Raw genomic sequence first — 17,537 nt, 5'->3', positions numbered from 1 at the left:
ATTTAGCTTGCGCATGGCTTGGCCCTGGCCTTACCGCGCGCCGCTTCCTTTCGTATCCAATCCCGCACCACGACCGCATCCGCGCTGAGCGCGCTGCGGGCGATCAGCCAGTACGCGTAGTCGCTGGCCGTCGCCGGTAGCGCGCTGGCCAGTGCCAGCTTGCCCTGCTCCAGCAAGGGCCGCACCAATTCCAGCCGACCCAGCGCCACGCCCTGCCCCGCCAGAGCCGCCTGCACCACCTGATCGTACTGATTGAAGCGCAGCACGCCCTTGGGCTTGACGCCCCCCGCACCGGCGCCGCGCAACCACGCCGGCCATTGCAGCCACGGGCGCGACACGTCGTCAAACTCCAGCAGCACCTGTCGCCGCAACTGCGCCGCATCCTCGATCGCCGCCACCGCCAGCGCCGGATGCGCCACCGGCACCAGCGCCTCGTCGAACAGCCGCAGCGCACCTTCGGGCGCATCCTGCGGCCGGCAATAACGCAGCGACAAATCCACCTGCTCGCGCTCCAGGTCGACGAAGCGGTTGCTGGCCGCCACGCGCACATCGATCTGCGGCGCGGCCTGCTGGAAGGCGTTCAGGCGAGGCAGTATCCACAAGGCCGTCACGCCGATACTGGCGCTGATGGTCACCGCCTGGCGCGCATCGCCGGGCCGCAGGCTGGCGACCACTTCGCCCAATTGCTCCAGCATCGCATCGGCGTGGCGGAACAGCCGCCGCCCCTCGGCAGTGAACTCGATGGAGCGATGGCCGCGCACCAGCACGCGATAGCCCAGCGTGGCCTCCAGCGCCTGGATCTGGCGGCTGAGGGCGGATTGGGTCACGCACATATCCTGCGCGGCGAGCGTGATACTCATGCGCCGGCCGACTGCGACCAGGCTGCGCAGCAAGTCCAGCGGCGGAAGATCCAGGAGACGATTAACCATGCCGTGAATGTATCACGCATGCGTATTGGGAATGCGAAAGCACCAGGAATATCGTTTGAGCGCGGCGTGGCGATCGGATTCAATGGAGCTTTCAAGGAGGATGCGATGACACACACCACCACCGCCACGCTGGAGTACCTGCGGCCGACACCGGACCGGCCATACACCTACATGTACCCGCCGCCGGACGGCCAACCGTGGCAGAACGCCAGCTACCAGCGCATGCCGGTGACGATACGCGACGCCCGCGCCGACAGGCACCTGTCGCTGGACCGCGAAGGCTATCTGCTGCGCCACGTCCCCAGCGCCGTGCACGATTTCACGGACAAGGACGAAGTCGTGCGGCTCTACTATCCCGAAGTCGCCGAGCTGGCCCTGGCGCTGACCGGCGCCAGCCAGGCCTTCGTGTTCGACCACCTGGTCCGCAAGCGCACACCCGGCTCGCCGCAAGCCTTCGGCCGCATCGAAGGCCAGCGTCCCGGCGCGGCGGGCCGCGTGCATTGCGACTTCACGCCCGCATCGGCGCGGCGCAGGCTGGAACTGGAACTGCAAGGTGACACCGCCGACGTTCAGCGCTACAGCATCATCAACCTGTGGCGCTCGATCCGCCATCCGGTGCTCGACGCGCCGTTGGCCGTGTGCGACGCCCGCAGCGCCACGCCCGCCGACCTGGTGGCCAGCGATATTTTTTATCCCGAACGGAACGGTGAAATCTACCAGGCGGTGCACAATACGGATCACGCATGGTCGTACTTCCCGGCGATGACGCGCGACGAGGTACTGGTGTTCAAGCAGTTCGACTCCGCGCCCGGGCCGGTGGCCAGGTACACGCCGCACGCCGCCTTCGAACACGCCGACGCGCCGCCCGATGCACCGCTACGGGAAAGCATAGAAATCCGCTGCCTGCTGATCCACAAAGGGAGATAAAAATGAGGATGGAATTCTGGTTCGACTTCGCCAGCAACTACAGCTACCTGAGCGTGATGCGCATCCGCCAGCTGGCGCCGGACGGCGTGGTGTGGCGGCCCTTCCTGCTCGGCCCCATCTTCAAGGACGCCGGCTGGAACAACTCGCCCTTCGTGCTGCAAAAGGACAAAGGCGCCTACGTGTGGCAGGACATGCCGCGCCAGTGCGCCAAGTACGGCCTGCCGTGGCGGCAGCCGTCCACCTTCCCGCGCAACTCGCTGCTGGCGGCGCGCATCGGCATCCTGTGCGAAGAGCAGCCGTGGATGACCGACTTCTGCGAACGCACCATGCTGGCCAACTTCGCCGAGGACCGCGACATCGCCAGCGAACCATGCATGACGGAGATCTTGTCCGCGCTGGGACAAGACGCCACAGCCATCCTGCGCGCCGCGCAAACAGACGAGAACAAGGCCAGGCTGCGCGAACGCACCGAACAGGCCAAGGCCCGCCACATCTTCGGCGCGCCCACCTTCATGGTCGGCGACGCCATGTTCTGGGGGAACGACCGGCTGGACGACGCGCTGACGATGGCGCTCAGTTCACCGCAAGCTCCGCGCAGAACGGCCGGCTGATACTCTCGTCCTGCAGGATGGCGCGCAGCGCCAGCAGCTCGCGGTGCTGGCTCGCCAGCGCCTCCTGCTGCTCCTCGACTTCGCGCAGGCGGGTTTCGGTACGTTCCAAAATCTCCGTCTTCAGGCATTGGCCGTTGGCGCCAAACATGCCCCGGATAACATCGAGCGAGAATCCCAGGCGCTTCGACACCTGGATCACGTGCAGCCGCTCCATCGCATAGTTGGAGTATTCGCGATAACCAGCGGCGGTGCGCGAAATGGGCGTCAGCAGACCCTGCTCCTCGTAAAACCGGATGGTGGACGGGGTCAAGCCCGTTTTACGGGCCAATTCACCTATTTTCATTTTGCGCCTTGACTCTCAAGTTAGCTTGAAACTTATTATAGATCGGTACTCCAGAGCTTGCTAACTGGGGGCGCATTCACGATTTCACACTGGAGTTCACAAATGACCGATGTAATTGACAAACTGAACTGGCGCTACGCCACCAAGAAGTTCGACCCCGCCAAGCAGGTAAGCGACGAAAAACTGGAACACATCCTGGAAGCGATCCGCCTGGCACCGACCTCCAGCGGCCTGCAGCCGTTCGAAGTGTTCGTCGTCACCAACCCGGACATCCGCGCCAAGATCCAGGCGGCAGGCTGGAACCAGGGGCAAATCAGCGAGAGCTCGCACCTGCTGGTGTTCGCGGCGTGGGACGACATCACCGCCGACCGCGTCAACATGATGTTCGACCTGACCAACGAGCAGCGCGGCTTTATCAACGAAGGCTGGGAAGCGTACCGCCAGCGGCTGCTGGGCATCGTCGCCGCGCGCGGCCAGCAGGGCAATTTCGATTCGGCCGCGCGCCAGGCCTACATCGCGCTGGGCGTGGCCATGGTGGCCGCCGCGTTTGAAGGCGTCGACGCCACGCCGATGGAAGGCTTCGATCCGGCCGCCGTCGACGAGATCCTGTCGCTGAAGGAGCGCAAGCTGCGCAGCGTGGTGATGCTGCCGATCGGCTATCGCCAACCGGAAGGCGACTGGCTGGTCAACCTCAAGAAGGTGCGCCGTTCGCGTCCCAACCTGATCACCGAAGTCGCTTAAGGGGCCCCCGCAGGCGACAAGTCCTGCACGGCCTTCAATGCACCCCAATAGCCGGGCTTGGGGTGCTGTTGGCTATCGAAGAGCAAGGGCGCATCGCTGCGCCACCAGTCCCAGCCCGCGTTGCGGCTGGTATGGGCGTCGGAGATGCCCCACCACGTCACCACCGTCAACTCCGGATGGGAAAGAAAGACTTTCATCAGCGCTTCATAGCGTTGCCCCTGTACCGACAGGAGACGGTCCACGGCATCCGGCAGCAAGTAGGCATGGCGTTGATACAGGCTCATGTCCATTTCGGTAATCTGGTTTTCCAGTCCCAGGCGGGCGAACACCGCCAGCGTTTCATCCACCTCGGCAACCGCAGGTTCGAAAATCGAAATATGCATCTGGTGCCCCACGCCATGGACAGGAACACCGCGCGCCAGCAAGCCTTGCACCACACGCTGCAGGCATGAGCGCTTTGCGGGCAGCGTCGTCGAATAGTCGTTAATCATCAAGCGCGCGTCGGGATCGGCCGCGTGCGCGTAGCGGAAAGCCCAGTCTATATAGTCGGGGCCGACCACTTGCAGCCATTGGTCGTGGCGCAGACAGTCAGGCTGGGCCGGATCAATGACTTCGTTGACCACATCCCAGGTAGAGACCTTGCCCTTGTAGCGGCCCACCACTGTCTCGATATGCTGCCGCAGGCGCGACAACACCAGATCGCGCGACGCCGGTTGGCCGTCCTTGCCGGACCAAAACCAGTCCGGCGTGCGCTTGTACCACAGCAGTGTATGGCCTCTGACCGCCATGCCGTGCTGTTGGGCGAAATCGACGATCGCATCGGCTGGCGCAAAATGGAATTCGTTTTCGCTAGGCTGGATGCGCGAAGGCTTCATGACGTTCTCGGCCACGACGCTATTGAACTGTGCGGCGAGCAGCCGTCCCTCGGGCGTATTCAACTGGCCTGGTTCAACAGCGGCACCGAGCCGCAGCCTGCCGCGATATGCTTGCGCCAGCGACGGTATGCCGGCGGCAGGTTCCGGTGCAGCACAGCCCTGCAGGAACGCGGCGAACAGGGCGGTGAGCAAGGCGGAACGCAAGGCAGGGTAAGCCGTCATGATGACCTCGTTCAACGTGGCAGGACGAGGGCCGCGATCTTTGCCGCCAGCTCGTCTGGAGCTGGATCGCCAGCGTCATTGTTCGCCAGCACGGCGATGAAAATGCCCTCCTGCGGGAAGCGCATCATGTCGGCGCTGAAGCCGCCGATATCGCCACCGTGTTCAATCGCAGCTTTGCCCCGTATGCTGCGGACGAAAAAGCCGTAGCCATAGCCAGTCGCGCGTATGCCGTGCAGGCGGTAACTGGTGGCCATCCGCTGCCAGGATTCGGGTTTCAGCAACTTGCCGTGAACGATGGCCTGGTCCCACAGTGCCAGGTCATCGACACTGGTGCGTAACGCGCCTGCCGCGTAAGGCCAGCGCATGCTGTAATCCGGCGACACGGTCACCTTGCGGCGTTCCTGTGTGTAGCCGATGACGTCGGCAGCAGCGGCGGCGGTTTCGATGCGGGTGTGCGTCAGCTGCAGCGGCTCGAAGACGTTGCGCGCCATGAAGTCCGCGTAAGACATGCCGGACACGCGCTCGATGATGGCCCCCAGCAGGAAGTAGTTGGAATTGCTGTATGCAAAGCGGTCACCTTGGGCAAATTCAGGTTTGGCGTCTTTGAAGAAGGCGATGCCATCCTCCACGCTGACATCCGCGTTCATGCGTTCGACGAAGTGCGGCAGCTCGGTGTAATTCCGGATGCCGGAGGTGTGCGTGAGCAAATGCTCGATCGTGACCGGGCTGTCCGCCCCGGCGAAAACAGGCAGGTATTGCCCGACCTTGTCGGACAGCGCGAGCTTACCTTGCTCAGCCAGCAGTATGATTGCCGCTGCCGTGAATTGCTTGGTGATGGAGCCGACACGCAAGCTCATTCCGGGATCGAGCGCGACATTTTCGCTGACCTTGGCCAGGCCGTAGGCTTTGCGGAACAGCGGCCTGCCATGGTCGGTTACCAATACCACCGCACCCGGTACGCCGGGCTTGAGATAACGCTGCAGCATGGCGTCGATGGCACGCACGCGTTCGGCTGCGCCGTCATTCTGAGCCTGGGCTGGCAGAGCATCGGCGGCGGCCTGTGACGTCGCACAGGCACCAAACAGCGTCATGCCGATGATCAGAGCGCAGCGCGCGGGCGCCATGCGTAGCGGACGGGACATCTTGATGCGCCTCAGTTGCGCTTGCCAGTGGCCTGGTCGCGCTGCTTCTTGTAATCGTCGTAGCTGGTCGAGGAGCGGTTCATGCAAGTGCTGCGGTCAGGGTCGCTCATTGCGCTGCAACGGTCGTGTTCATGGTCTTGCAGGGAGTCATAAATGTTGGCGGTGCTACAGGCCGATAATACCGATGCCAAAGCCAGGGCAGTAAAGAGGATGGAGATGCGCATGTGAATTGGCGTTGATTTAAAGGGTATCAATTATATCAATCAACGCCGGAGCCTGATGAAGGCAAGCTTAAGGTGACCGCTTAAAGCCCACCACCTGCTGGCCTGGGCCGGTAACATTTCGGCATCACCCACGTGGTCGACTTAATCGCGCAGCGACACCACACGGTCGCCCTCGCCCGGCTTGCAGCCAGCGGCGATGGGCGTCCAGCCGCGATGGATGACGATGCGCTCATCGTCGTGGCACAACTCGACGCGTTCGCTGGCCGGATAGCGCTGGTGCACAAACGCCTCCACCGTGGACGGCAGGCTGACACGCAGCTGCATGGCAGAACGGTCCTCGTCCGGATGGTCGTCCAGATGCAGCAGCGGCACGAAGTGCGAAGCCAGCATCAGCAAGCGCGAGCCCACCTGCACCGGTTGCGGCGTATAGCGCGCATCGCGCAGCCAGGTTTGCGCGCGTACGCGCAGGTCGTCGCCGTCGGGCAGATCGCCCCAGCCGGCGGCCAGCATCTCCATCACCCATTGATTGCAATTCTGGTAGCGCACGCTGAACGCGTAGGCGCTGGCGCTGTACTGGGACGCCAGCAGATGCTGCACGCGCGGCCCGTCGAGCAGCGCCGGGCGCAATGCGGCGATCGCCTCGTTCGGCAGGCGCACTACGGAAACATAGCCCAGCGCCGGATCGTCGGTGCCGAGCGCGAAGCCGGCCAGGCCCTGGTCGAAGATGCGGGGACGGCTTTCGTCGCAGGCATAGTACAGCTGGCGCGCGGACCAGGCGCCGGCCTCCGAACGCCACGCCAGCGCCGCATGCGAATAGCGGATATCGAAGCGCGACAAGTCCAGGCCCGAGCGGCTGACCAGCGCCACGCCATCGCCGACGCCGGCCAGTTCCTCGCGCAGCACGGCGGCAAAGCGCAACAAGCGGTCTTGCTCGGCGGCGGACAACGGCTCGCCGCGATCGCAAAACCGGGAAGATCCGGACGAGCCGGCGGCCTGCGCCGCCCCGCCCGCACCGAGCGCCGCGCAGGTCAACGCGACCAGCGCCAGCGCGCGGCCTGGCTTCAAAGGCTGACCGGACGCGAAGCCAGCTCGCCGTACCACTCGTCGGCCAGCACCAGGTAGAACGGCTGATGGGTATCGCCGCGGCCGAACTCGATGCCGTACACGCGGTTCTGCGCATACATCGCATCGCCGACTGCGAGCTGCTGCTTGTCGAAGGTGGTCTGCGGCAGATCCAGCACGATGCGCTGGGCCGGATCGTTGGCCTGCATCGTGATGCGGGTGCGGTCGCTGCGTTCCGGCGTGGCGGCGATCTGGATGATGCGGTACTCGCCGTCGGCGACCTTGCGCTTGTCGCCGCCCGAGCTGTTGCTCGAACCGTTGAGCGAATCGGAAATGCTGCCGCTGGATGCGGAACCGGCACTCGACGCCGACGAGGCGAAACTTTCGGCGTTGGCATGCAGGGCCAGGCCCAGCGCGCCGGCGGCGACGATGAGGCGGAATGGGAGGGAAATAGGCATCGGATATCCTCAGTTTTTTCAAACAGCAAGTATAGATGTTTTCAATTGAACGCGGCCAGCAACTCGTCCGCGCCGTTCCTGATGCCGGCTTTGGACGCATCCATCGGCCCCAGGCTGGCCGAGATATTCATCGGGCTGGGATACTGTTTGGCGACATACGCGCTCACCAGCAGGTTGGTGCTGGCATCGTACAGCTCCACCGCATAGCTCACCGATCCGGTAAAGGTGCCCTCCTTGCCCCGTATGCTCTGCACGATGTTGTACGGGCCGCCGACCAGGTCGAAGCGCGTCACCGTGCTGAGGAAGCGCGTGCTCGACTTGGCGCCGGTCAGCGTCAGTTTCAGGCGCAGCGTTTTCCAACCCGCGTCCCTGCTGATACGCAAGCGGTTGCGCAGCTTGGACTCGAACTCGCCCTGCATGTAGGCGGCCAGCATGTCCTTCTGTTCATCGCTGACCTCCTCGAACTGGCTGTCCTGGCCGCGATAGACCAGCACCGGATCGATGATGATGCTCGAATAGTCGCGCAGCGTCACCGCCGTCGAGTAGCTGTAGGGAACCCGCCCGGACTTGTCGTCCGCGTTCGGGCGCAACTGAGCTGCCGACGCCAGGCCGCCATAAGCGACCGGCTGGGTGCTGGCACAACCGGCGATGGCGCCGCATAGCACCAGCAGGATGGGAAACTGCAATTTGAGGGAGGAGTGCATGGCATGGCCTTATTTGTGAGGGAAGAAGCAACCGTTCAAGATTTCCATAACTGAACACACTGGTACAGTATTGAGTGATTAGCCACCACTGTCAAGCGTGTTTGCGCATAAAATGTACGGTAGCGTTCAGATATGGAGTAGCAATGAAGGTACGTACCGAGGCGCGCCGCCAGGCCATCATCGAGGCAGCCGACGCGCTGTTTCAGGAAGCCGGCTATGACGGCGCGTCGATGAATGAGGTGGCGAAGCGTTGGGGCGGATCGAAAGTCACGCTATACGGCTACTTCCCGTCCAAGGAAGCGCTGTTTGTCGCGGTGGTGCAATCCTGCGCCACCGGCCACCTGGCCGACGCAACGCGGGAACTGTCGACCGCGCCGATGAGCCGCGCCGGGCTGGAGTCGGCGCTGGAGCACTTCGGCCAGCGGATGCTGGGCGTGCTGGCCAACGACAAGAGTGCGCTGGCGGTCTACCGCATGGTGGTGGCTGAAGCGGGCCGCTCCGATGTCGGGCAGCTGTTCTATGACGCCGGTCCGCGCACGTCGGTGGAGACGCTGGCGGCGGTGCTGTCGGGCGCCATGGAACGGGGCGACATCCGCCAGGCCGATCCCAAGGTCACCGCCCAGCAGTTCCTGTCGCTGCTGACGGCGGAAGTGGACGTGCGCCTGTACCAGCGCGACCCGCCGCCGCTGTCGCCGCAGGAAATCCGGCAGGTGGTCAAGCGCGCCACCGACATGTTCTTCGCCGGCGCGACGCCCAGGCCGCTGGCAACTGGGAGTTAGTTGAGTTGCATGCCGGCTTAAGGCTTGTGCATGTGGCTACGCAAGAGCAAATTAATCCGCTGCTGATAGTCCGAGCCCTTACTTTTGAACCACTCATAGATATCGTGGTCCAACAGTACCGTATCTTTTTGCGTCAGCGGCGGCCGCATCTTGGCGTCCTTGCAAAACTCGTCATCGAGCTCGGGAATGTCGCTGAAATCAATAGCCTCGTTCATATCGTTTCTCCTCCGACGGCGACGACCTTTCAAGTATAGAACGCGCCGCGGCATGGCGCTCACCGAAGTATGCGCGTAGCCACGGGAGCTGAAAAAACAGGCAAATTTGGCAGATTGTTGCTGCGCCGCGGCAGTCTGCTGAAGCAAGTTCCGCGATGCCGTATAATTTTAGACCGCCAGCAACTCCCAGCGCGCTCGTCCACGACCACAGAAAGTAACAAATGAATAACAACGTGTCCCGCCCCGTCATGTCCAAGACCGATGCCCAATTGCGCGAGATCCTTGCGCGCCGCATCATGATCCTCGACGGCGCGATGGGCACCATCATCCAGCAGTACAAGCTGGATGAAACCGCGTACCGCGGCGGCCCCAACGGCCGGTTCATCGATTTCGCCGCCCCCGCCGGTTCCGGCGCGCGCGAGCTGTTCGTCAAGGGTAACAACGAGCTGCTGACGCTGACCCAGCCGCACGTGATCCAGGAGATCCACGAGCGCTACCTGGCCGGCGGCGCCGACCTGATCGAGACCAACACCTTCGGCGCCACCACCATCGCCCAGGACGACTACCACATGGGCCACCTGGCCTACGAGATGAACGTGCAAGCAGCCAAGCTAGCGCGCGCCGCCTGCGACAAGTACAGCAGCGCCGACAAGCCGCGCTTCGTCGCCGGCGCGCTCGGACCGACGCCAAAAACCGCGTCGATCTCGCCGGACGTCAACGACCCGGCCGCCCGCAACATCACCTTCGACCAACTGGTCGACGCCTACCACCAGCAGACCAAGGGCCTGATCGAAGGCGGCGTCGATGTGCTGCTGGTCGAGACCATCTTCGATACGCTGAACTGCAAGGCCGCGCTGTTCGCCATCGACAAATTCTACGAAGAGAACCCCGGCGTGCCGCGCCTGCCGCTGATGATCTCCGGCACCGTGACCGACGCCTCCGGCCGCATCCTGTCCGGCCAGACCGTGCCGGCCTTCTGGAACTCGGTGCGCCACGCCAGGCCGCTGACCATCGGCCTCAATTGCGCGCTGGGCGCGGCGCTGATGCGGCCTTACGCCGAAGAGCTGTCGCAGATCGCCGATACCTTCGTCTGCATCTACCCGAACGCCGGCCTGCCCAACCCGATGAGCGACACCGGCTTCGACGAACTGCCGGCCGACACCTCGGCGCTGCTCAAGGAGTTCGCCGAAGCGGGCTTCATCAACATCGCCGGCGGCTGCTGCGGCACCACGCCGGACCACATCCGGGCCATCGGCGAGATCCTCTCCAAGGTCAAGCCGCGCAGCGTGCCGCACGTGCCGGTGGCGCAGCGCCTGTCCGGTCTGGAGCCGTTCACCATCGACGACGACTCGCTGTTCGTCAACGTCGGCGAGCGCACCAACGTCACCGGCTCCAAGGCCTTCGCGCGCATGATCCTGAACGAGCAGTACGACGAAGCGCTCAGCGTGGCCCGCCAGCAGGTGGAAAACGGCGCCCAGGTCATCGACATCAACATGGACGAGGCGATGCTCGATTCGCTGGCGGCCATGACGCGCTTCCTGAACCTGATCGCCTCCGAACCGGACATCTCGCGCGTGCCCATCATGATCGACTCGTCGAAATGGTCGGTGATCGAAGCGGGCCTGAAGTGCGTGCAGGGCAAGTCCATCGTCAACTCGATCTCGATGAAGGAAGGCGAAGAGGAATTCATCCGCCAGGCCAAGCTGTGCCGCAGCTACGGCGCCGCCGTCATCGTCATGGCCTTCGACGAAAAAGGCCAGGCCGACACCTTCGAGCGCAAGACCGAAATCTGCGAGCGCGCCTACAAGCTGCTGGTGAACACCGTCGGCTTCCCGCCGGAAGACATCATCTTCGACCCGAACATCTTCGCCATCGCCACCGGCATCGAAGAGCACAACAACTACGCGGTGGACTTCATCAACGCCACCCGCTGGATCAAGGACAACCTGCCGCACGCGAAGATCTCGGGCGGCGTGTCCAACGTGTCGTTCTCCTTCCGCGGCAACGACCCGGCCCGCGAAGCGATCCACACCGTGTTCCTGTACCACGCGATCAAGGCCGGCATGACCATGGGTATCGTCAACGCCGGCATGGTCGGGGTGTACGACGACCTGCCGGCCGAGCTGCGCGAACGCGTCGAGGACGTGGTGCTGAACCGCCGCGACGATGCCACCGAGCGCATGATCGACATCGCCGGCACCTTGAAGGCCGGCGCCGGCAAGCAGGATGCGCAGAACCTGGAATGGCGCAACGCCCCGGTCGAGAAGCGCCTGGCGCACGCGCTGGTGCACGGCATCACCCAGTTCATCACCGACGACACCGAAGAGATGCGCCAGCAGGTGCTGGCCGCCAACGGCCGCCCGATCCACGTGATCGAAGGCCCGCTGATGGACGGCATGAACATCGTCGGCGACCTGTTCGGACAGGGCAAGATGTTCCTGCCGCAGGTGGTCAAGTCGGCGCGCGTGATGAAGCAGGCCGTGGCCCATCTGATCCCCTACATCGAGGAAGAGAAAAAGGCCGAGGAAGCGCGCACCGGCATCGTCGCCAAGCCGAAGGGCAAGATCGTCATCGCCACCGTCAAGGGCGACGTGCACGACATCGGCAAGAACATCGTCTCGGTGGTCCTGCAGTGTAATAACTTCGAAGTGGTGAACATGGGCGTGATGGTGCCCTGCTCCGAGATCCTGGCGCGCGCCAAGCTGGAAAACGCCGACATCATCGGCCTGTCCGGCCTGATCACGCCGTCGCTGGAAGAGATGGCCCACGTGGCCAAGGAAATGCAGCGCGACGAGCACTTCCGCATGCTGAAGATCCCGCTGCTGATCGGCGGCGCCACCACCAGCCGCGCCCACACCGCCGTCAAGATCGCCCACAACTACGAGGGCCCGGTGGTGTACGTGCCGGATGCATCGCGCTCGGTGTCGGTGGCGCAGTCGCTACTGACGCCGGAAAGCCGCCAGCAGTACATCGACGATATCCAGCAGGATTATGTGCGCATCCGCGAGCAGCACGCCAACAAGAAGGCGCTGCCGATGCTGTCGCTGAAGGACGCGCGCGCCAACAAGATGGTGGTGCCGTTCACCGGCGCGGCCGCGCCGGTGAAGCCGAAGTTCATCGGCCGCCGCGAGTTCAAGAATGTCGACCTGGCGACCATCGCCAAGTACATCGACTGGGGCCCGTTCTTCCAGACCTGGGATCTGGCTGGTCCTTTCCCCGCCATCCTGACCGACGAAGTGGTCGGCGAGGCGGCGACCAAGGTGTTTGCCGAAGGCCAGGCGCTGTTGAAAAAACTGATCGACGGCCGCTGGCTGACCGCCAACGGCGTGGTCTCCCTGCTGCCGGCCAACACGGTCAACGACGACGACATCGAGATCTACACCGACGACAGCCGCGACACCGTGGACTTCACCTACTACGGCCTGCGCCAGCAAGGCGTCAAGCCGGTGGTGGACGGCGTGCAGCGCCCGAATCAGTGCCTGGCCGATTTCATCGCGCCAAAAGCGTCGGGCATCAAGGACTACATCGGCATGTTCACCGTGACCGCCGGCCTGGGCATCGAGAAGTACGAGCAACGCTTTGAAGACGCGCACGACGACTACTCGTCGATCATGCTGAAGTCACTGGCCGACCGCCTGGCCGAAGCCTTCGCCGAATACCTGCACGAGCGCGTGCGTACCGACCTGTGGGGATATGCCACCGGCGAAGCGCTGAGCAACGACGACATGATCGCCGAGAAGTATGTCGGCATCCGTCCGGCGCCGGGCTATCCGGCCTGCCCGGAGCACACCATCAAGCGCGAGATGTTCAACACCATGCAGGCCGAAGACATCGGCATGGTGCTGACGGAATCGTTTGCGATGTATCCCGGCGCGGCGGTGTCGGGCTTCTACTTCGCGCACCCGGAATCGAAGTACTTCGTGGTCGGGAAAATCGGCGAGGACCAGCTGAACGACATGGCCGCTCGCCGTCAGGTGGACAAGGCCGACATGGAGCGCTGGCTGGCCCCTAACCTGTCCTGATTCAGAGCGGCGCCAGCGCCGCCACGGGAGCCGGCGCGCTCGCCGCCGGCTGCCCCATCAGCATGGAGTCCGGCGGCAGGCTGGCCTGGAACAGCTTCAGCGCCTCCGCCGTCAGCGCTACGAAGGCGTTTTGATGCGCCAGCAACTGCTGCGTCATCCACTGCCAGCCTTCCTCGGTTTCATGCAGCCACACCATGCCGTCCGGGAAGGCGTCCGGGATCGCGTCCGGCGGCGCCTGCACGGCGATGCGGCTGTGCGGTCCCCACAGGAAAGCGGGCGGCAACTCGCGCTGCCAGCCATAGCCGTTCTTGACCGCATAAGTGTGGTTGTGGCGGAAAGTCAGGTCGACCACCTCGCGCTCGGCGATCAGGTCGTCGGCCGATTCGATCCAGCAGTGATACGCCCCGCCAACTGGATTGGCGAAGGCGTCGTTGTCCATCATGCGCATCAACTGGCCGCCACCGCAATCGACGGCGGCCAGACCCGCCACCGGCCGGTACACCCGGCCCAGCACGATGCTGATCAGGTTGGAGCCGACGATGGCGTACACATGGCACAGCGAACAATATTGTTCAGGATAGTATTGGCGGATCACCTGGTTCACGCAGTGCGCGATCAGGGCCCTGACGGATTGCGCCATTCAAAAGCTCACGAAAACGGTTTGTATCCTTATGTAACGGGTTGTTTTGCAGAAACTTTAGGCTAATGTTGTGCCTGGTCTGGTTTGATCAACTTTTAGTGGCCCAGTCCTGACCTTGCAGATCGCATCTGACCACCGGCGGCTTGCGCCCCGTTGCGGACGTTCGTTATTCAGTCGAAGCGACGCTCTGGTCAAGTACAGATGACGCCTTTTTATTTGGCCATGCCCAAGTGCTCGTTACAACACAAAATGAAGCCAGACCAAACATAAGCGCAGCTTGAGCCAATTGGTTATGAAAGAGAAAGTACTGTGACGCGTCAAATTTCAGTGTTGACCGCTTTGTCCATGAAACATATCGCTCCATCGACTCCCCTCTCCAATAATCGAGCACATAGCCGCGTGGCGGCGGCTTACCAGCTTCGGCAACTATGCTTGCATCAAATGGTGGAGGCGAAAACATCAGGGGACTACCTTCTGGGAGTGATGCCAAAATGCGAAATTCTTCTTGCGTAGGGAGTCGAGAATTCTTTATATAAAAATCATCAATTAGAGTCACGGCATCTGTAAACTCTCGTTCAATCTCGTGGCTCCTAGCAATACTCCCGTCAATCATAGAAGTGTTGAAGGTTGCGAGTAACATCAGTGCGGGCACAAAGGAAATTACTGCGAGTATCACGCTGATTAGCTTGTTTTGAAGGCGAGCCATTGGATTCCAGTGCATTTAACGTGTTTTTTTGATTGTAGTGAACGGCTGCTGCTGGCCGTGTGCCGTCTGCAACGCTGATCGCCTATTCATATATCTTGCCGCAGTAAAGGAACACTGCAAACTTCTTCCATGGTGACGCTGTTGAAAGCCCCTGGCTAACTCCGAATCCAGAATCCTCGGCCCAGCTACCAGAAGCCTCTAAGAAATCTTCAATTGAATCATTTTCCCAAGCATTGCAATCGGTTCGCCGGTCGCTAGCAAGCGAACGGACAAACTCCAAAAACGTCGCCTCATCAATTACCGCTTCAAGCTGTTCGTGCAACTGCATGTTTCGCTTCCAAGTTAGTGTCGATACGCTCCGCGCCTAACCAACAGCTGAGCATTAGTAAGATTTTCCTACAATCGAATGCCGTAGTTTCTGACACAGAATCGCAAGAGCCACCGAGCCGCCAAGAATCGGAGGAAACACAGAAACAAGTCCGTATAACAAGAAGCTTCTACCTGACTGCTTAGCAGATAGTCCGAGGAGAATGTGAAACGTTATGAACGCCAGAATCTCGAGGGCCTTTACTTGTGAAGTCCACTCTTGCTCAGTTCGAAGTCCAATGAAGTGAAGAATGGCTAACCCCACAAGGGCACTAAAAGCAATGAAGGAAAATTTAAGTGTCTTTTTGGATAAGACGCTGTTTTCAGAGAATATCGCTGGCCTGTCCATTTGAGGGTTGATGCCTTATTGGTGAACGCTGCATTTTACGCCAATGTATTAAAAATGTTTTAACTCGACGGCTAGTAAACACGTGTTGGCATCTGCCTGGGAACGTCAGCTATTGGCCGTACCCGGCCGAAGGCGATCAGGATAGCAGCTTACCCATCTGCAAAACTCCCGAATTTCCACGCAGCGCGGAAACCGCCCGTTGCGGTCATTCGCCTTTCGTGGTGGGGCGTCTGAAAATGAGCAGCAACAGGAGAATCGCAATCATCGTCAGACCAACTAATCCAACTATCACTGCTGGTCCGACCCATGGCACAAAATCACTAAAATAGGTCAGAGCCGACTTTGCATATAGAGCGCTCATAATGCTGCCGAGTAACACACCAGCTACAGCACCGTAGAAATTTCTTCGCGACAGTCCAGGTTCGTATCGATTTGATTTATTCACAGAAACTTTCCGGAAAATTCATACTCACAAAATATACCGCGACCGGCGGCTTCTGGCCGCATACAGTCCAAACCTGCAAATCCATCAGCTGCGGAGCCAATAGTAAAGGTCGTTTTTCGAAGTCATGTGTTGAGGGTGCGCTCCACTATTTTGCGAGTCAGGAACGTCTACCCGACGTTCCCAAAGAGGGAACCAGGCGCTATCACGGACTTCTTCAGCTGCCGGCTCACGGACGTTTTTAGCCATGGCACGGTCACATGCACCAAACTGAATAAAGTTGACCTGAGCTTCTATCAAACTCGCTGGATTCGGACCACCTCCCTGACTGGGGAAGTAGAGTTGGAAGACGTCGTCCTCCCAAAAACAAATCGGGCAAATATCATAGGAGCCAGGAAACTCGCCAAACACCTCATACCCGCAGCAAGGACATGTGAACATAAACGCCTTCAAAAAATACTTGTCACCGTCGGCTTCTGGCCGATAGCAGCACCTATTGCCTAGTCCATCGTCCAATTGTATTCAATAAAAGACCATGCCTCGACCCGTTTTCCATCATCAGTTGCAGGAGAAAATTTACATAGTTCAATTCCATCTTTAACGGCGGAATCCAGTATTGAGAAACCGCTTGACCTTACTAATCGAGTATTGCGTACACCGCCGTTTACGTCGATTAGGAAAGCCATTTTCACGGTTCCGGTATTATTGTTGCGCAATGACTCCTTGGGATAGTGCGGCATGTCGCAAGTTTTCATTTGAATCATGGGGGAAATAAAAGGATAATTGATTTTCCAATCATATTTAAATGAAAACCAAGCATCAACAGCAACTCCCTCGTGCATTGCCGGGATAAATTTACAATCTGTCACTTCGTTCAAAGTCGCACTGTCGAGACCCTGGCTATCAGATGGGCGGGTTATCTGTCCGTCTCCTACGCTGCCATCCGCTCGAACAAGCAATTTCATCTCAACAACTCGAGCCATCTTGTTCGGAGTTGAACTCGGCCAGGCGAGTTTGCAAGGCTCTGTATCATTCATTGCCGCTGGAGGCATAGGGTTCGATGAATTACCTATCTCCGCAGCAACGACGTAATTTGGTAGACATATTGCAAAAAGAAAGGCATAAATTAGTAGCATAGATGGTGCAATGCTCAAATTGTTTATATATCTGAATCTATAAAAATAGATGTTTTGGTTAGCAGTCAGGTTTCGTTCCATATCAAAAATCAACTACGCGACCGGCGGCTTTTGGCCGGTTCCGGCCGATCACACAGAATAGCATCTTGCTCATCTGCAAAATCCACGAATTGTCACGCAAGGCGGAAGTCGCCCCATTGTTTTTGGTCGGGGTGACGGTCAAGCCCGTCAACAGCGCGACTGAATCGATCATGTCAAAGTTGTCAATAACTGGGCGGAGACTCACTGAAATATTATAGAAAGAAAACTCAGACCTTACCCAGTCGCAAGGCGAACTTGAGTGTAGCTTTTCATAACCCTATGCGGAGTTTGGCGCGCCTCTTATATCTCAGACTCTATGAACTTATCTTTGAAGTTTGCAAACAGCATCTGTCGAATTAGCGGGACAGGCGACGGCTTGCGAAGGGGGAGCCAAATACGATGTTCGGCTCCGTAGACCTGAACCGAGAGCTGATAAGCACCACGCCAACGGCTCGGATTTTTGGTGAAAATTACCGAATTTATTTCCGAGGGTGTAAATAATATTGTGTAAACGGTCATTTGGCAGGACACTGCCGCCATCAAGGAGATTTAATGACCGTTGT

At 60.4% G+C, this 17,537-nt stretch carries 19 protein-coding genes; 5 read left to right on the top strand and 14 right to left on the bottom strand.

The window, feature by feature from the left end:
* Positions 1-2: 2 nt before the first annotated feature.
* A complete protein-coding gene (locus AC07OK_RS23590) occupies positions 3-929 on the bottom strand; it encodes a LysR substrate-binding domain-containing protein (RefSeq protein WP_494692572.1) in 927 nt (308 codons plus the stop codon).
* 105 nt (positions 930-1,034) lie between these two features.
* Between AC07OK_RS23590 and AC07OK_RS23585 the strand changes: the two genes are divergently transcribed.
* Positions 1,035-1,856, top strand: a complete 822-nt coding sequence (locus tag AC07OK_RS23585; RefSeq protein WP_494692571.1) for a CmcJ/NvfI family oxidoreductase — start codon at positions 1,035-1,037, stop codon at positions 1,854-1,856.
* A 2-nt stretch (positions 1,857-1,858) separates the two neighbouring features.
* The gene (locus tag AC07OK_RS23580; RefSeq protein WP_494692570.1) at positions 1,859-2,467 is read left to right on the top strand and encodes a 2-hydroxychromene-2-carboxylate isomerase; all 609 of its coding nucleotides are present in this window, start codon (positions 1,859-1,861) and stop codon (positions 2,465-2,467) included.
* Here AC07OK_RS23580 and AC07OK_RS23575 read toward each other — a convergent pair.
* On the bottom strand, positions 2,430-2,810 hold the full coding sequence (locus AC07OK_RS23575; RefSeq protein WP_494692569.1) for a MerR family transcriptional regulator: 381 nt from the start codon (positions 2,808-2,810) through the stop codon (positions 2,430-2,432). The genes AC07OK_RS23580 and AC07OK_RS23575 overlap by 38 nt on opposite strands.
* A 102-nt stretch (positions 2,811-2,912) precedes the next feature.
* Here AC07OK_RS23575 and AC07OK_RS23570 point away from each other — a divergent pair, with 102 nt between their 5' ends.
* Positions 2,913-3,551 (top strand): NAD(P)H-dependent oxidoreductase, encoded by a 639-nt coding sequence (locus tag AC07OK_RS23570; protein WP_494692568.1) that lies wholly within the window; start codon positions 2,913-2,915, stop codon positions 3,549-3,551.
* Here the strand turns inward: AC07OK_RS23570 and AC07OK_RS23565 are convergent.
* The 5 genes from AC07OK_RS23565 to AC07OK_RS23545 all read right to left on the bottom strand — a co-directional run bounded on the left by AC07OK_RS23565 (position 3,548) and on the right by AC07OK_RS23545 (position 8,238).
* The gene (locus tag AC07OK_RS23565; protein ID WP_494692567.1) at positions 3,548-4,648 is read right to left on the bottom strand and encodes an endo-1,4-beta-xylanase; all 1,101 of its coding nucleotides are present in this window, start codon (positions 4,646-4,648) and stop codon (positions 3,548-3,550) included. The genes AC07OK_RS23570 and AC07OK_RS23565 overlap by 4 nt on opposite strands.
* A gap of 11 nt (positions 4,649-4,659) precedes the next feature.
* On the bottom strand, positions 4,660-5,790 hold the full coding sequence (locus tag AC07OK_RS23560) for a serine hydrolase domain-containing protein (protein WP_494692566.1): 1,131 nt from the start codon (positions 5,788-5,790) through the stop codon (positions 4,660-4,662).
* Between the two features lie 365 nt (positions 5,791-6,155).
* Positions 6,156-7,079 carry a DUF2145 domain-containing protein gene (locus AC07OK_RS23555; protein WP_494692565.1) on the bottom strand — a complete coding sequence of 308 codons (924 nt, stop codon included), beginning with the start codon at positions 7,077-7,079 and terminating at the stop codon, positions 6,156-6,158.
* Positions 7,076-7,534, bottom strand: coding sequence for a hypothetical protein (locus AC07OK_RS23550; protein ID WP_494692564.1), 459 nt, complete (start codon positions 7,532-7,534; stop codon positions 7,076-7,078). Before AC07OK_RS23550 ends, AC07OK_RS23555 begins: the two co-directional genes overlap by 4 nt.
* Before the next feature lie 41 nt (positions 7,535-7,575).
* Entirely contained in the window at positions 7,576-8,238 is a 663-nt protein-coding gene (locus AC07OK_RS23545; protein WP_494692563.1) for a DUF3313 domain-containing protein, read from the bottom strand.
* A gap of 143 nt (positions 8,239-8,381) precedes the next feature.
* On the opposite strand from AC07OK_RS23545, the gene AC07OK_RS23540 reads away from it, so the two are divergent.
* Entirely contained in the window at positions 8,382-9,017 is a 636-nt protein-coding gene (locus AC07OK_RS23540) for a TetR/AcrR family transcriptional regulator (RefSeq protein WP_217945110.1), read from the top strand.
* A 17-nt stretch (positions 9,018-9,034) separates the two neighbouring features.
* Here AC07OK_RS23540 and AC07OK_RS23535 read toward each other — a convergent pair whose 3' ends face one another.
* The gene (locus AC07OK_RS23535) at positions 9,035-9,232 is read right to left on the bottom strand and encodes a BrnA antitoxin family protein (RefSeq protein ID WP_494692562.1); all 198 of its coding nucleotides are present in this window, start codon (positions 9,230-9,232) and stop codon (positions 9,035-9,037) included.
* Positions 9,233-9,480: 248 nt separating this feature from the next.
* Between AC07OK_RS23535 and metH the strand changes: the two genes are divergently transcribed.
* A complete protein-coding gene (gene metH / locus AC07OK_RS23530) occupies positions 9,481-13,254 on the top strand; it encodes a methionine synthase (RefSeq protein WP_494692670.1) in 3,774 nt (1,257 codons plus the stop codon).
* Between the two features lies 1 nt (position 13,255).
* Here metH and AC07OK_RS23525 read toward each other — a convergent pair whose 3' ends face one another.
* From AC07OK_RS23525 to AC07OK_RS23500, 6 genes are all read right to left on the bottom strand, one after another.
* A complete protein-coding gene (locus AC07OK_RS23525; RefSeq protein ID WP_494692561.1) occupies positions 13,256-13,894 on the bottom strand; it encodes a hypothetical protein in 639 nt (212 codons plus the stop codon).
* 166 nt (positions 13,895-14,060) lie between these two features.
* Positions 14,061-14,600 carry a hypothetical protein gene (locus AC07OK_RS23520; protein WP_494692560.1) on the bottom strand — a complete coding sequence of 180 codons (540 nt, stop codon included), beginning with the start codon at positions 14,598-14,600 and terminating at the stop codon, positions 14,061-14,063.
* An 82-nt stretch (positions 14,601-14,682) separates the two neighbouring features.
* Positions 14,683-14,928, bottom strand: a complete 246-nt coding sequence (locus tag AC07OK_RS23515; RefSeq protein WP_494692559.1) for a DUF7660 family protein — start codon at positions 14,926-14,928, stop codon at positions 14,683-14,685.
* Positions 14,929-15,844: 916 nt separating this feature from the next.
* A complete protein-coding gene (locus AC07OK_RS23510) occupies positions 15,845-16,198 on the bottom strand; it encodes a CPCC family cysteine-rich protein (protein WP_494692669.1) in 354 nt (117 codons plus the stop codon).
* A 59-nt stretch (positions 16,199-16,257) separates the two neighbouring features.
* Positions 16,258-16,974 carry an energy transducer TonB gene (locus tag AC07OK_RS23505; protein ID WP_494692558.1) on the bottom strand — a complete coding sequence of 239 codons (717 nt, stop codon included), beginning with the start codon at positions 16,972-16,974 and terminating at the stop codon, positions 16,258-16,260.
* Position 16,975: 1 nt separating this feature from the next.
* Positions 16,976-17,146 (bottom strand): hypothetical protein, encoded by a 171-nt coding sequence (locus AC07OK_RS23500; RefSeq protein ID WP_494692557.1) that lies wholly within the window; start codon positions 17,144-17,146, stop codon positions 16,976-16,978.
* Between the last annotated feature and the right edge of the window lie 391 nt (positions 17,147-17,537).

It is taken from the genome of Duganella sp. GW821-FHT07G03 (assembly GCF_059418605.1).
The sequence above is the reverse complement of the archived record's forward strand: the minus strand, read 5'-3'. Positions and strand labels throughout refer to the sequence as shown.

What these genes read in the sequence shown, in the direction of transcription:
- AC07OK_RS23575 (WP_494692569.1), bottom strand. Translation starts at nt 2,810, where the DNA reads ATGAAAATAGGTGAATTGGCCCGTAAAACGGGCTTGACCCCGTCCACC.
- AC07OK_RS23535 (WP_494692562.1), bottom strand. Translation starts at nt 9,232, where the DNA reads ATGAACGAGGCTATTGATTTCAGCGACATTCCCGAGCTCGATGACGAG.
- AC07OK_RS23500 (WP_494692557.1), bottom strand. Translation starts at nt 17,146, where the DNA reads ATGATCGATTCAGTCGCGCTGTTGACGGGCTTGACCGTCACCCCGACC.
- AC07OK_RS23525 (WP_494692561.1), bottom strand. Translation starts at nt 13,894, where the DNA reads ATGGCGCAATCCGTCAGGGCCCTGATCGCGCACTGCGTGAACCAGGTG.
- AC07OK_RS23565 (WP_494692567.1), bottom strand. Translation starts at nt 4,648, where the DNA reads ATGACGGCTTACCCTGCCTTGCGTTCCGCCTTGCTCACCGCCCTGTTC.
- AC07OK_RS23560 (WP_494692566.1), bottom strand. Translation starts at nt 5,790, where the DNA reads ATGTCCCGTCCGCTACGCATGGCGCCCGCGCGCTGCGCTCTGATCATC.
- AC07OK_RS23570 (WP_494692568.1), top strand. Translation starts at nt 2,913, where the DNA reads ATGACCGATGTAATTGACAAACTGAACTGGCGCTACGCCACCAAGAAG.
- AC07OK_RS23505 (WP_494692558.1), bottom strand. Translation starts at nt 16,974, where the DNA reads ATGGAACGAAACCTGACTGCTAACCAAAACATCTATTTTTATAGATTC.
- AC07OK_RS23515 (WP_494692559.1), bottom strand. Translation starts at nt 14,928, where the DNA reads ATGCAGTTGCACGAACAGCTTGAAGCGGTAATTGATGAGGCGACGTTT.
- AC07OK_RS23550 (WP_494692564.1), bottom strand. Translation starts at nt 7,534, where the DNA reads ATGCCTATTTCCCTCCCATTCCGCCTCATCGTCGCCGCCGGCGCGCTG.
- AC07OK_RS23545 (WP_494692563.1), bottom strand. Translation starts at nt 8,238, where the DNA reads ATGCACTCCTCCCTCAAATTGCAGTTTCCCATCCTGCTGGTGCTATGC.
- AC07OK_RS23520 (WP_494692560.1), bottom strand. Translation starts at nt 14,600, where the DNA reads ATGGCTCGCCTTCAAAACAAGCTAATCAGCGTGATACTCGCAGTAATT.
- AC07OK_RS23585 (WP_494692571.1), top strand. Translation starts at nt 1,035, where the DNA reads ATGACACACACCACCACCGCCACGCTGGAGTACCTGCGGCCGACACCG.
- AC07OK_RS23510 (WP_494692669.1), bottom strand. Translation starts at nt 16,198, where the DNA reads ATGTTCACATGTCCTTGCTGCGGGTATGAGGTGTTTGGCGAGTTTCCT.
- AC07OK_RS23580 (WP_494692570.1), top strand. Translation starts at nt 1,859, where the DNA reads ATGAGGATGGAATTCTGGTTCGACTTCGCCAGCAACTACAGCTACCTG.
- AC07OK_RS23590 (WP_494692572.1), bottom strand. Translation starts at nt 929, where the DNA reads ATGGTTAATCGTCTCCTGGATCTTCCGCCGCTGGACTTGCTGCGCAGC.
- AC07OK_RS23540 (WP_217945110.1), top strand. Translation starts at nt 8,382, where the DNA reads ATGAAGGTACGTACCGAGGCGCGCCGCCAGGCCATCATCGAGGCAGCC.
- metH (WP_494692670.1), top strand. Translation starts at nt 9,481, where the DNA reads ATGTCCAAGACCGATGCCCAATTGCGCGAGATCCTTGCGCGCCGCATC.